General features: G+C 68.1%; 11 protein-coding genes. 4 read left to right on the top strand and 7 right to left on the bottom strand.

Going from position 1 to position 12908, the window contains the following annotated elements; genetic code table 11:
* Positions 1 to 27 precede the first annotated feature (27 nt).
* The 4 genes from OGL88_RS00190 to OGL88_RS00175 all read right to left on the bottom strand — a co-directional run bounded on the left by OGL88_RS00190 (position 28) and on the right by OGL88_RS00175 (position 4230).
* Positions 28 to 1368, bottom strand: a complete 1341-nt coding sequence (locus OGL88_RS00190) for an MFS transporter (RefSeq protein ID WP_263055113.1) — start codon at positions 1366 to 1368, stop codon at positions 28 to 30.
* Positions 1365 to 2021: an HAD hydrolase-like protein gene (locus OGL88_RS00185; RefSeq protein WP_263055112.1), complete on the bottom strand. Its 657-nt coding sequence runs from the start codon at positions 2019 to 2021 to the stop codon at positions 1365 to 1367. The genes OGL88_RS00190 and OGL88_RS00185 overlap by 4 nt, the downstream gene beginning before the upstream one ends.
* Before the next feature lie 127 nt (positions 2022 to 2148).
* The gene (nucS, locus tag OGL88_RS00180) at positions 2149 to 2844 is read right to left on the bottom strand and encodes an endonuclease NucS (protein ID WP_123311144.1); all 696 of its coding nucleotides are present in this window, start codon (positions 2842 to 2844) and stop codon (positions 2149 to 2151) included.
* Between the two features lie 9 nt (positions 2845 to 2853).
* On the bottom strand, positions 2854 to 4230 hold the full coding sequence (locus OGL88_RS00175) for an MFS transporter (protein WP_263055111.1): 1377 nt from the start codon (positions 4228 to 4230) through the stop codon (positions 2854 to 2856).
* A gap of 118 nt (positions 4231 to 4348) precedes the next feature.
* Here OGL88_RS00175 and OGL88_RS00170 point away from each other — a divergent pair, with 118 nt between their 5' ends.
* Positions 4349 to 5482, top strand: coding sequence for a LacI family DNA-binding transcriptional regulator (locus OGL88_RS00170; RefSeq protein WP_263055110.1), 1134 nt, complete (start codon positions 4349 to 4351; stop codon positions 5480 to 5482).
* Positions 5483 to 5710: 228 nt separating this feature from the next.
* Here OGL88_RS00170 and OGL88_RS00165 read toward each other — a convergent pair whose 3' ends face one another.
* The gene (locus OGL88_RS00165) at positions 5711 to 7129 is read right to left on the bottom strand and encodes a hypothetical protein (RefSeq protein WP_263055109.1); all 1419 of its coding nucleotides are present in this window, start codon (positions 7127 to 7129) and stop codon (positions 5711 to 5713) included.
* Between the two features lie 124 nt (positions 7130 to 7253).
* Between OGL88_RS00165 and OGL88_RS00160 the strand changes: the two genes are divergently transcribed.
* The gene (locus tag OGL88_RS00160) at positions 7254 to 7559 is read left to right on the top strand and encodes a type II toxin-antitoxin system RelE/ParE family toxin (RefSeq protein ID WP_263055108.1); all 306 of its coding nucleotides are present in this window, start codon (positions 7254 to 7256) and stop codon (positions 7557 to 7559) included.
* Positions 7560 to 7574: 15 nt separating this feature from the next.
* Entirely contained in the window at positions 7575 to 8711 is a 1137-nt protein-coding gene (locus OGL88_RS00155) for a HigA family addiction module antitoxin (protein WP_263055107.1), read from the top strand.
* 611 nt (positions 8712 to 9322) lie between these two features.
* Here OGL88_RS00155 and OGL88_RS00150 read toward each other — a convergent pair.
* Together OGL88_RS00150 and OGL88_RS00145 are read right to left on the bottom strand one after the other, a co-directional pair.
* Complete coding sequence (locus tag OGL88_RS00150) at positions 9323 to 10546, bottom strand: lipopolysaccharide biosynthesis protein (protein WP_263055106.1); 1224 nt, start codon at positions 10544 to 10546, stop codon at positions 9323 to 9325.
* Positions 10547 to 10620: 74 nt separating this feature from the next.
* Complete coding sequence (locus OGL88_RS00145) at positions 10621 to 11955, bottom strand: MATE family efflux transporter (RefSeq protein ID WP_263055105.1); 1335 nt, start codon at positions 11953 to 11955, stop codon at positions 10621 to 10623.
* A gap of 118 nt (positions 11956 to 12073) precedes the next feature.
* Here OGL88_RS00145 and OGL88_RS00140 point away from each other — a divergent pair, with 118 nt between their 5' ends.
* On the top strand, positions 12074 to 12895 hold the full coding sequence (locus tag OGL88_RS00140; RefSeq protein ID WP_263055104.1) for an ornithine carbamoyltransferase: 822 nt from the start codon (positions 12074 to 12076) through the stop codon (positions 12893 to 12895).
* Positions 12896 to 12908 lie beyond the last annotated feature (13 nt).

Here is a 12908-nt window from a genome sequence, read left to right as displayed (position 1 = left end):
GAGGAAGCGCAGCGCGGCCCCCGCCGCTCAGGACACGCGGCGCGCGGCGATCGTGCCGACGACCCCGAGCGTCAGGACCGACACGAGCACGACGAGCAGCGGTGCCGTCCAGTCGCCGGTCGCACCGTGCAGCGCCCCGGCGACGAGCGGTCCGGCCGAACCGATCAGGTACCCGCCGCCCTGCACGAACGCGGACATCCGACGGGCATCGGCGTCGCTCGACACGATCCGCACGATCACGATGAAGATCACGGTGATGCCGCCGCCCTGGGCCGCGCCGCCGAGCACCGACCACAGCAGCCAGAGCTGCGGGGCGAACAGCAGCCCGAGCGGCATCGCCAACCACAGCGTCCCGACGAGCGCGATGATCGCCGCCGGCCGCCACTTCGCCGCGAGCAGCGGGACCCCGAGCGCACCGACCACGGCCAGGATCTGGAACACCGACGAGCTCGCCCCGGACGACGCCTTCGAGAAGCCGATCTCGTCGTGCAGCAGGGTCGGGATCCAGGCGGTCAGGGCGTAGTACGAGAACGCCTGGCCGCCGAAGGCCAGCGTGAGCCCCCACGTGATGAGTCGTCGAGCGGGGCGGACCGGCTCGGCGGCGGTGGCAGCGGCGGCCGCCGCGGCCCGGTCGGCGCGGATCGTCCGGATCGCCCCGGTGTCGAGCACCTGGTCGATCGGCCCGGTGATCGGCAGGGGTTCGTCGTCGTCCGAGCGCACCGGGCGGCGCCACGCGGCCCGGGCACCCACCGCGTACGTCCAGGCGAACCCGGCGATGACCGCGAAGACCGCCCACACGGCGATGGCGATGGGCCAGCCCCACAGCGCCGCCAGGGGAGCGGTCGCGAGCGACGTGATCATCGACCCGACGTTGAGCGCCGACGTGTAGACGCCGGTGACCAGGCCGACGCGTTCCGGCGAGGTGTCCCGCCGGATGACGACGGGGATCACCACGTTGCCGATCGTGATGCCGATGCCGATCACCGCGGTGCCGATGAGCAGTGCGGCCGACGACGGCATCGAACGGACCACGGTGCCGGCGAGCACGATGACGAGCGACAGGGACACCGCACGCTCGGGGTCGGCCTTCGCGATGACCCAGCTGGCGAACGGCGTCGCCAGGGCGAAGCAGAGCACGGGGATCGTCGTCAGCAGCCCGGCGATCGTGGACGTCAGGCCGAGGTCGAGCCGGACGTCGCCGATGACCGGGGCCGTCGCGACGATCGGCCCGCGGAAGTTCAGTGCGATGAGGACGATGGCGGCGGGCAGCACCCACGCGGCGGCACGCAGCCCCTGCCGCGTCGCGCCGATCCGGCCGCGACCGCTCGTCGCGTCGGTCCCGCTCGTCGCGTCGGTCCCGCCCGTCACGGCAGCAGGATCGGGAGCAGGTCGAGCGGGGTGGCGGCCGTGGCGATGGTGCCCTCAGCCTCGGCGGGGGAGCCGTACCCCCACTCGGCGAAGACCACCGGGACACCGTGCACCGTGGCGCCCTCGATGTCGTGCACCCGGTCGCCGATGAGCACCGGACGGCTGATGTCGAACCCGCGGGCGTCGAGGCGGCGCAGGGCTTCTTCGACGACGTCGGCCTTGCTCGACCGGACCTCGTCGTCGCTGGCGCCCGTGATGATGTCGATGTCGCCGGTGAGCCCGTAGTGCTCGAGGATGTACGTCGCCGGCGTCTCGGGCTTGCTCGTCGCGGTCGAGATCGGCAGCCCGGCGTCGTGCAGGGTGCGGAGCACGACGTCGATGCCGGGGAACATCGTCGAGTCGAGGGCGCCGTGCGAGAAGTAGTGCTCGCGGTACACAGCGAGGGTGTGCTCCGCCTGCGCCTCGTCCATGCCCATCGCGACCCGGAACGTGTCCATGATCGGCGGGCCGACGAACGACATCAGGGTGTCGTGGTCGGGCACCGGGACGCCGACGGTGCGGAAGGTGTGCGTCAGGCTCTCGAGGATGCCCGGCGCGGAGTCGCTGATGGTGCCGTCGAGGTCGAACAGGATGGCGGAGAACGGGCTGGTCATGTCCTGCCCACCCTACCTGCGGCGGTCGACGGGACCACCCGGGTGCCGTGGGCGACGGGTCGGACGTGCGCCGGGCCTCCCGGTCGGGCGGCGGGCAACGCATCAACGCGCTGCGCCGCGACCGCGCTCAGAACAGGCGGGTGTGCCCGCCCTCGATGCCGCGCATCGCGTCGTAGTCGAGCACGAGAACGCGGATGCCGCGGTCCTCGGCGAGGGTGCGCGCCTGCGGCGCCACCGTCTGCGCCGCGAGCACGCCCTGCACCGGCCGCAGGTGCGGATCGCGGTTCATGAGCTCGAGGTAGCGCGTGAGCTGCTCGACCGCGTCGATGTTGGCGTTGCGCTTCATCTCGACCGCGACGCTCGCGCCGGCGTCGTCGCGCGCCAGGATGTCGACCGGCCCGATGGCGGTCATGTACTCGCGGCGGACCAGCGTGTGGCCGTCGCCGAGCAGTTCGATCTGCTCCGCGAGGAGCTGCTGCAGGTGCGCCTCGACCCCGTCCTTCACCAGGCCCGGGTCGACGCCGAGGTCGTGGGTCTGGTCCGCGATGACCTCGTGGATGGACACGATGAGGCGGTCCTGGGTCTTCTTCTGCGTCACCGTCCAGACCTCGGTGATGCCACCGACGGCCTGCTCCTCGTCGGGCTCGCTCATCTCGATCGAGCACGGCGGGCTCATCCAGTTCAGCGGCTTGTAGCTGCCACCGTCGGAGTGCACGAGCAGCGAGCCGTCCGCCTTGAGCATGAGCAGACGGGTCGCGAGCGGCAGGTGGGCGGAGAGCCGTCCGGCGTAGTCGACGGAGCAGCGGGCGATGACGAGACGCACCCGGGAAGCCTAACGGGCGTCGCGTCCCGACCCGGACGGCGCGCTCGTCGCGTCGGCAGCGCTGGTTGCGTTGGCAGCGCTCGTCGCGTTGTCAGCGTTGTCGGCGTGGTCAGCGCTGTCGGCCGGGAGGCGCGGCTCGCCCCCGCCGTGTCCGTCGCCGCCCCCGCGGGTCGGCCTGGCGGCGGCGCCGGTCTCACGGGCGGCACCCGACGCGAGTCCCGCCGCGATGATGAACACGAAGACGACCAGGAGCGCACCGAGCAGTCCGACGTGCTCGCCGAGGAACCCGATGAGGGGCGGCCCGGCCAGGAACGCCACGTACCCGATGGTCGCGACGGCACTGACCTTCGCGGCGGCGGTGCGGGGGTCGTCGGCGGCGGCCGACATGCCCATCGGGAAGCCGAGGCTGGCACCGAGGCCCCAGAGCACGACGCCGACGATCGCGAGCGGCACGTTGTCGATGAAGATGAGCATGCCGAGGCCGACCACCGCGACGGCGGCGCTGATGCGCAGGATCGGGACGCGCCCGAACTTGTCGATGAGGGGGCTGCCGGCGACGCGGCCGACGGTCATCGCGGCGAGGAACACCGTGAGCACCCCGGCGCCGGCAGCGTTGTCGAGCCCGTGGCCGTCGATCATCGCGAGCGGCAGCCAGTCGTTCGCGGAGCCCTCGGCCAGGGCCATGCCGAGCACGATCACGCCGATCAAGATCGTGGACGGCTGTGCCCAGACCTGCATGCGGGTGAGCGGCGTCGCGACCGGGCTGGTGTCGGTGGAGACCTGCTCGGCGAAGCGGTGCTCGTCCTGGAACTTCGTGACGGCGACGAGCATCACGGCGCTCGTGATGACGACCAGCACGATGAAGTGCACGGAGACCGGGATCTCGAGCCGCTCGGCGAGGGCACCGAGCCCGGCGCCGGCCAGCGTGCCGAGGCTGAATGCTGCGTGGAACAGCGGCATGATCGTGCGCCCGCCGGCCTTCTCGGCTGCGGCACCGGACACGTTCATCGACACGTCGCACAGGCCGTTGCCGAACCCGAAGGCGATCAGGGCGATCCAGATGGCGGCGAAGCCCCACCCGAGTGTGACGGCGATGCCGGCGAAGACCATGCCGAGCGCCAGGCAGGCGGCGGCGATCTGGATCCCGCGCCGTGCGCCGAGCTTGGCGACGATGTGGCCGGCGAAGGTCAGGCCACCGATGGAACCGACGGCCATGCCCAGGACGAGCAGACCCATCTCGAACGTGCTCGCGCCCAATGAGTCGCGGACGCTCGGGATCCGGCCGAGCCACGTCGCGATGTCGAGCCCGGACAGGGTGAACACCACGAACACCGCGATGATCCAGGCCCTGGTGGTCGGAACGGTGCGGGTGGACGGCGTCGTCATGGTGGTCCCATCGTGCTTCGTTGCTGGTGGTCGTCGTGCGGGTCGCGGTGCGTGTTCTGTTCGGTGTCGGCCGCTATCGAATCGATTCGACCGCTTGTTCCCGCTACGATAACCGGCGATGGACGAACCGGCAACAGCACTCGGCGCGTCGCCTTCCCGCGGCGGAGTCACCCGTCGGTCGCGCCCGACGCTGGCCGCGGTCGCCCGTGCCGCCGGTGTCGCGCCGTCGACGGCGTCGCTCGCGTTCAGCGGCAGCGGCCCGGTGTCCGAGGACGCCAAGGCACGCGTGCTCGCCGCCGCCGCCGAGCTCGGCTACGGCGGCCCCGACCCCCGTGCGCGTTCGCTCCGCCGAGGCCGTTCCGGCGTCATCGGTGTCGTGATGGACGAACGCTTGAGCGACGCCTTCCGCGATCCGGTGAACGTCCTGACGCTCGACGGCATCGCCGAGGTGGCCGGGGCTGCGGGGGCTTCGCTCTTGCTGGTCCGGAGTCCGCTCGACGACGAACAGGGTGCCGGCCCGCTGGTGGATGCCCCGATGGACGCCGTCGTGCTCGTGGGGTGCAACGTCCGGATCGACCCGGCCGTGGCGGTGCTGCGGCGTCGACAGATCCCCGTCGTCGCGATCGAGGCGGACGAGATCGAGGGTGCCGTGCCCGTCCAGCTCGACAACCGGGATGCCTCGCGCCGTGCTGCTGTGTACCTGCAGGACCTCGGGCATGCCGACGTCACGGTGGTGACGCTGCCGCTCGACGCTGCTCGTCGGCGGGGGCCGATCGACGACGACCGGTTCGCCTCGGGCATCGCGTTCACCACGCTCGAACGGCTCCGCGGTGTGCGCGAGGTCTACCCCTCCGCCGTGGCGGTCGAGACTGCTGGCAGCTCGGTGGAAGAAGGACGTCTGGCCGGTGTCGAGCTGTTCGCCGCGGACGGGCCACGGCCGACCGCGGTCATCGCGCAGAGTGACCTGATCGCCGTCGGGGTGATCTCGGCTGCCCTCGACGCCGGGCTGCGGGTGCCCGAGGACGTCAGCGTCGTCGGGTTCGACGGCATCACGGTGGACGACAGCCTGTTGCACCGGACCCCGATCCGGCACCTGACCACCCTGGTGCAGCCCTTCGTGCAGAAGGGCCAAGCTGCCGCTCGTGCTGCGCTGGCCATGCTCGAGGGGGCGGAGCCGCAGTCGGCGTCGTTCATCTCGGAGTTGCGGGTGGGGGACACGACGGGGCCGCCGCCGCCTCCAAGTGCCGACTAACGCAAGCACCGCACCTGCCACGTGCGGCATGGGCTCCGGCCCCTCGCGCGCTTCCGCGGCTAAAGCGCCGTGGCGGACCCGAAAACGACACCCCTTCGAGCGCGGGCACCGCGCTGATGAGGCGTATCCAAGAACATCGGTACCAGCACCCGCGTCGCACGGGCACGGAGAGGGGGTAGCGACGCCTGTTCCCTGTCGATGAGTCTCAGATGAAGCATCCGACGGCCGTTATCTGCCCTCTACGTGCTCCGCCTTCGTCTTGTCAGCGTAGGTGGCCAGCCAACGTGTGATTCCTAGCAGCCCCCAACTCGTCGCGCGGAGCCGGGCTTCAATCTCCTCGAAGGTCATCTCCAACTGCCTACTTGAGATGTCTGCGATTTCATCGGCCTTCTCGTTGAGGGACCGAGCGGCGCCGACAGCGTCCGTTTCCGCTCGGACACTCCGATAATTCAGGCAAATGGAAATGATGACTGTGCCGATGACGATCAAGCCTAGGACGCCGTTCGCGAGCTTTGCGGCAATCGCCAGCGCCCCGACAGGAGCGAGGGCGCTGATCTCGCCGAAGTAGGTGCCCGCAGCGGTGTAGTAAGCGAACGTCCACCAGTTCGGCGGCGCGGTAGCCGAAAACCCAGACGGGGACGCAATGTAGACCCCGAAGTTGATGAAGGTGAAGGCCAGCATGACCTGAGCCGTCAATCCCACTACCGCAATTATACTCAAAATTACGACGGAAGGCCCGCGGCGATACTGGTCCAGGCAAGCGGCCCAGAACTGAAGTGCACGGGTTGCCAGCACGGCGTAGCCTGCGCCGTCACGGAATTTCTTTGCGTCGTCAACGCTCCATGACTTGATCGTCACACGGTTCGGCAGAGCAAACGTCGAAATTCGCTCGATGAGCTTGCTCTTGAAAATGCCGTCGATGAGTTTCTTCTGGGAACGAATGAATGCAGTGGAGCGCAGCAAGTCGATTGCCGTGATGGTGAGCCACCAGAGCAAAGCGACAGCCATGGCGCCAACGCCAACGGCTGCCCATGGCATCTCGGATGACGAGATCATTGCACCCGAAACACAAGCGATGGCGAGAGCGATTGTGAAAGGACGGGCCCTTGATGAGATGCTTACTACGATGCCCGCGATGCCGACAATGAAGAGAGGACTCCGCCTTTTTACTAGAAACTTCGGGATTTTCCACAGAAGAATCACGAGCGGGAATCCGGCCACGTACGCGGTGCTGAGACCCAGCCTCCTCCAGTTGAACAACAGCATGAGCAGCGCGATCAAGACAAGTACGAGCAGCCAACGGAAGTCGAGGACCCCAATGGCCTGCGGGGCGACCACGGCGAGGAGCACTCGGTCAAGGTCGCCGATGAAGAGCTTCACTCCAACGAAGAGCCAGACGACGGTACCGGCTAGGTCGAGCGCGCGACGCCAACGCGTTCGCCGCTGTCGACGTCGTGCCTCTCCCCGCCGCCGCTTGGGGTCCGGGACCGCCTTCTTGGGCGCGGCCTCGGGCTCATCGCTCATCAGCCTGTCAATCAAGTCCCAGATCTCGCTCGCGGGAGCAGGGGGTGGAGTGGGGCCAGCAGGGTGGGAGTTCGTGGAACGGGCGTACACCTTCTCGTTCCGAGGTGGCTCTTGCTTCGTCACGCCGGGTTCTCCTTGCCTCGCTCGCCCATACTCGCTACGATGAATCATGCATGGGGTGATGGCGTGATGTCAAGTGGGATGTTGGGTTCCTGTACTGTGTCGCGTAGTCAAGCCAGGTGGAGGGGTGGTCGTGCGGGTTGTTTTCGAGGACGACGACCTTCGTCGGCTGGCGGAGGATCCGGACTTCCAGCCCAAACGATGGAGCCGTGACGTTGTTCGTGCGTATCGCAAGAAGGTGCAGCTGCTCGATGCGGCGCGGGACGAGCGTGACCTGCGGCGCATGAAGTCGCTGCGCCTCGAAAAACTCGAGGGGGATCGGGCTGGTACCTCATCGATTCGACTCAACGGCCAATACCGGCTGGTACTCAATTTCGCAACTGACGGGGATGGTCGTACGGCGATCTTGCTCGAACTGGTTGACTATCACTGAAGGGAGATTTGAGAGATGGCCGCTACCGCTCGAGTAGAGGCGTTCCCGGCGGGCGAATACCTCGCCGACGAACTTCAGGAGCGCGGTTGGACCCAGGCTGAATTTGCGGAGATCCTAGGGCGTCCCGCACAGTTCGTCTCGGAGATTATCTCGGGGAAGAAGGAGATCACACGGGAGTCTGCCGCGCAAATCGGTGCTGCCCTTAATACTTCTGCCGAAATGTGGCTTAATCTGCAGGATGCTTACTACCTTTGGCGTCAAGGCCAAGATGAGGTGACTCGGGAGAAGCTTGATGATGTGCGAGTGCGGGCTCGCTTGAAGGAGCTTGCGCCGCTGTCTGTTCTTGTCCGTCGTGGTTTCATAAATGCGGACAATATTCACGATCAGGCAGATGAACTTCGGAATCTGTACGGTATGGAAAGCCTCGATGATCAGCCGATACAGCAAATTGCTGCTCGCCGCTCCAACCCCTCAGAGGAACTTAGTGCTAATCAGCTTGCCTGGACTGCCTGTGCTCGGTTCTTGGCTGCTGAGCAAATGGTGGCCAAGTATTCGCAGGAGGCGCTCGAGTCCCTAGGCCTGCGACTGTCGCAAGAGCTTCGTCAGGTAGATGCGTTTAGTGGCCTCCCTGAGCTTTTTGCGCACTGCGGCGTGGCTCTTGTTTACGTCGAAGCTTTCCCTGGTAGTAAAATCGACGGGTGCTCCTTCTCGTTGGAGTCTGGTCAGCCGGCGATTGCATTATCTGGTCGTGGGAAGCGGCTAGACAAGGTGTTGTTCACACTCCTGCACGAGGTGGCTCATATTGTACTCGGCCACCTCGATGCGGGTGGTCTGATCCTCGACGATCCTAGCGACAAAAAGTACACGCTAGGGGTCGAAGAAGAAGCTGACCGACTTGCGTCGGAGTGGATCCTGCCCAAAGAATTGCCTGAGCCTCCACTGCGTATTCGATCTGGCTGGGTCGAGCAAATTGCGGAGAATCAAGGCGTGCATCCAATTGTGGTGGTTGGGCGCCTTCAGAAAATGGGGGCTCTCGATTGGCGCACTGCTTTGGTTCGAGGTGCGCCAAACGTCGACAGAGAACTCAGCGGATGGACGTCATCTCGTTTGACGGCCACAGAGCTAGAGGGCGCCCCGGTCAATCTGAAATAGAGCTGGGTATCGGCGTCATGCGCGTGTGTCGACTGCGGCACATCGAGCGTTGCGGTCAGCTGTGCGGCAGGGTCGCATCGACGATGGCACTCGGCCAGGGGTACGAGTGGCTCGACATAGGGTGATCGGCTGGCATCCGAGTCGTGGCGGAAGATCCAACGGACTCGGCGTTGAGTTCGGCGGGCTATCCGCGGCTCACAGATTGAAGGGACCCGACGCTCACTAGCACCAGGGCGCCATAATCAATCCATGGCCCTCAACCGGGCTCGATAAGGCTTGTCGTCAAGTCAGCTCATGAAGAGTGTGACCCGCTGCCGCGGTGCTTTGTACTGGTAGTTCAGGCGGCGCGAGAGACCCCTAGGAAGCCACTCCAAGTGGATGGGTCCATCGGCGTCGCCAAGAGTGTCCTAAAGTCCTGCTGTTATGCGTTCCAGTTGACGCACGACCGGCTGTTCGCGAACGATTTTCAGTGCGCCGAGCAGAGCACTTACCGCTACACCGGCAAGATTGGCTTTCAGGGATTAGGGCATTCCTGACCTCGACGCGATCTTACCGTTCGCGAGACGGTTTGGCATGACTCCGCCTTAGTCGGGGCGCAGGACCGTAGCCAGTCACCCGGTCCGGCGGTTGGCTGCCGGTCCACGGCGAATAGACGAGTTCGCGCCGGCTGCCCGCACTCCGAGCCCCACCACCGCGACCAGGTTCACCGCACTCCCCACCAAGAAGCCCGTCGTCCCACCCGCGACCCCCGCGACGGGCCCGAGCACCGCCATGAGCACTGCCCCGACGACGAAGCCCGCGACCGACGCCAGCGCCACCTGCCGCGACCGCCCCGACGCGAGCAACAGCGCCGCGGGCACGAGCCCGACGGTGAACACCCACACCGCGACCATCAGGTAGCGCAGGTCCGCCACGGCGGCAGCGCCCTCGGCGGGGTAGACGATCGGCAGGAACCACCCGGCGAGCAGCGCGACCAGCCCGAACACGACCGCGGACGCAGCAGCGAACCCGACGACGAGCACGAGCGCTCCACGCGAGCGCAACGACCCACCATCCGTCCGGTGCGCGAACGCCGGCACGAGCACCTGGCCCAACGCCTGCCCGAGCATCGACGCCGGCGTCGCCAGGGTGAACGCCGCCGCGTAGACCCCGGCGTCGTGCGCCGACGACGTCACCTGCGCCGAGATCATCGTCAACTGCAGCAACCCGTTCGACGTCACCACCGCCAGCACGTTCCACGCCGCGAACCCGAGCACCCCGGCGGCGGGTTCGCGAGCAGCAGACCCGAAACCGTTCCCCCGCGGCCAGCACGCGATCGCGAACACCGTGTAGCCGATGGCGAGCGGCAGCAGCACGAACGGCTCGAGGCGGGTGACGCACGCCACCACGAGCAACCCGAGCGCCAGCACGCTCGTCACCGAGTCCCAGAGTGCAACCCGCGGCGCCCGGCCGTAGCCGAGCTGCGCGCCGCGGGCGTAGCAGTACAACCCGTAGCCGACGACGACCCCGACACCACCGAGCACCATGCCGGGGCCGTTGCCCCAGGCGACCGCGACCGGCACGGTGACCGCTGCGAGCACCACGGTCGACACCAGCATCGACAGCCCGAGCAGCCGGTTCACCGCGGCGTCCGACCGCCGACCCCGCAACGCGATCGCCAGGTACCGAGAGGCGGTATTGCCCGCGGCGTTCGGCCAGAGCAGCGCGACGAACACCGACAGTGACAGCAGCGCCGTGGTCTGCCCGAGGGTCTCGGTGCCGAACACCCGCCCGACGACGACGGTCACGAGCAGCTTCGCGACGCCCTGCACCCCGATCCCGACCGTGGCGAGCACAGCCGACGATGCCACCGAAGACGACGACGCGACAGGCGAAGCCCCAGCACCAGCACCAGGACCAGAAGAGCCGCTCACCGCGCCAACGCCTGTTCCACCCATCCACGCCGATGCGCCCGCACCCCGAGCGTCACCGCCCGCACCCCGATGTACCCGAGGGCGAACGCTGCCCACAAGCCGGCGAGCGTCCCACCGACCCACCACAGCAGCGGCAGGTACACGACCAGGTTCACGCCGCCCGCGATCGCCAGGTACCGCGCGTCCCCGGCCCCGATCAGCACTCCGTCGAGCACGAAGACGTACCCGGCCACGGGCATCCCGACGGCGATGAGCACCAACACGAGCGGCAGCGCGTCCCGCACAGCAGACGAGTCGGAGAACACCGGCCCGAGCACACCACTGACAGCCAGGGTCACCACGCCGAGCAGCGCACCGCCGACGATCCCGAGCAGCACGAGCCGCCGCGTCACCAGCCGTACCCGCGCAGGATCCCGCGCCCCGAGGCCGTGCCCGACGAGCGCCTGCCCAGCGATCGCCAGGGCGTCGAGCGCGAACGCCAGCGTCGAGAACACCGTCAGCCCGACCTGCGTCGTCGCGAGTCCCGCGGTCCCGAGCCCGGCAGCGGCCCCGACGGTCGCGAGCATCGCGATCCGCAGCGACGCGGTCCGTAGGAACAGCCATGCCCCCGACCGCAACGCCCGGACGACGCCCGAGGCGCCGGGCCGCAGCGGTGCTCCCGACGACCGCGCGGCCCGCACCGCGATCCGGACGTAGACGATGGCCATCGCCCACTGCACGATGACGGTGCCGGCGGCGGACCCCTCGACGCCCCAGCCCGCGCCGTAGATCAGGACGGCGTTCAACAGCCCGTTCGCGACGAACCCGACGGTCGCGACGACGAGCGGGGTCTTCGTGTCCTGCAGCCCGCGCAGCAGCCCGGTCGAGGCAGTGACGACCAGGATCCCGGGCAGCCCGATGAGCGACACCGTCAGGTACGCGGTCGCGGCCGCCGACACCTCGGCCGAGGCGCCGAACAGGTCGACGAGCGGACCGGCGAGCGGCCACCCGACCAGCGCGAGCACCACCCCCAGCGCAAGCGCGAGCCACATCCCGTCGATGCCGGCGTGGACGGCGCCGCGACGGTCCCCACCGCCGAGCGCACGGGCCACCGCCGGCGTCGTCGAGTACGCCAGGAACACCAGCAGCCCGGTCACGGTCGACAGCACGGCACTCGCGAGTCCGACGGCCGCCAGGGGCGTCGCGCCGAGGTGCCCGACGAGCGCGGTGTCGGTGAGCAGGAACAGCGGCTCGACCACGAGCGCTCCGAGCGCCGGCACCGCCAGCCGCACGATGTCACGGTCGACCGCGCGCCGTTCGGCAGTGACTGCGGCTGTCGTCGTTCGGGGCACCGGGCCATTCTGGCGGGGATGGGGCACGGGCGTCGTTCGCACACCCGGTGATGGTCGCCATCGTCGACTTGGCCGGTCCTGCTGGATGGCTCGGTGTCCCGGCCCCTACGCTGCTCGGATGCGTTCTCTCGTCAAGCTCGATGACTGGTCTGCATCTGACGTTGACGCGGTCTTCGACCTGGCTGACGCATTCCGTGCGGGCCGGGGGCCCGTGACGGATGGCGCGGCGGTCATGTTCTTCCCGCCGACGAGTCTGCGCACCAGGGCCACGTTCGAGCGGGGCGCTTCGCTCATGGGGCTCGAACCGATCGTGTTCCCGGACACGACACTCGACAAGCCGGAGGCGCTGTCAGATGTCGCTCGCTACCTCGAGAACTGGGTCGACATCGTCGTGGTGCGCCACCACGACCTCGCCGTGGTCCAGGCCTTGGCTGCGGCTCACGCGTTGCCGGTCGTGAACGCGATGACGGACGACAACCATCCGTGCGAGGCGCTGTCCGACCTTCACGCCTTGCAGCAGCGGGGCGACATCACCGCGATGCGCTTCCTCTTCGTGGGCGCGGACGGCAACATCGCCCGGGCGTGGCAGGAAGCCGCTCGCGTCTTGCACCTCGACCTCATTCAGTGTTGCCCGGCCGAACTCGCAACCCCGGGGGCTGCGTGGACCGACGACCTCGAGGCAGCTGTTCGGTCTGCGGACGTGGTCCTCACTGACGGTCCCGGTGCGCACGCTGACGCGCTCGAGCAGTATCGGATCACGGCGGCCCTCCTCGACCTCGCGCCGCCGGGAGTCCGCTTCAACCCGTGTCCGCCGTTCCTGCGCGGCCGTGAGGTCAGTGTCGACGCTGTCGAACACGCCGCATTCGTCGGGCACGACTTCAAGGCCGGACTCCTCCCGGTACAGCAAGCCGTCATGGCGTTCTGCCTCGGCCTCGGCTGAGCAGGCGTCCTGA

Origin of the sequence: Curtobacterium sp. RIT-PI-V (assembly GCF_025642935.1) — a bacterium.
GTDB lineage: Bacteria > Actinomycetota > Actinomycetes > Actinomycetales > Microbacteriaceae > Curtobacterium.
This window is presented reverse-complemented; position numbering and strand designations above follow the sequence as displayed.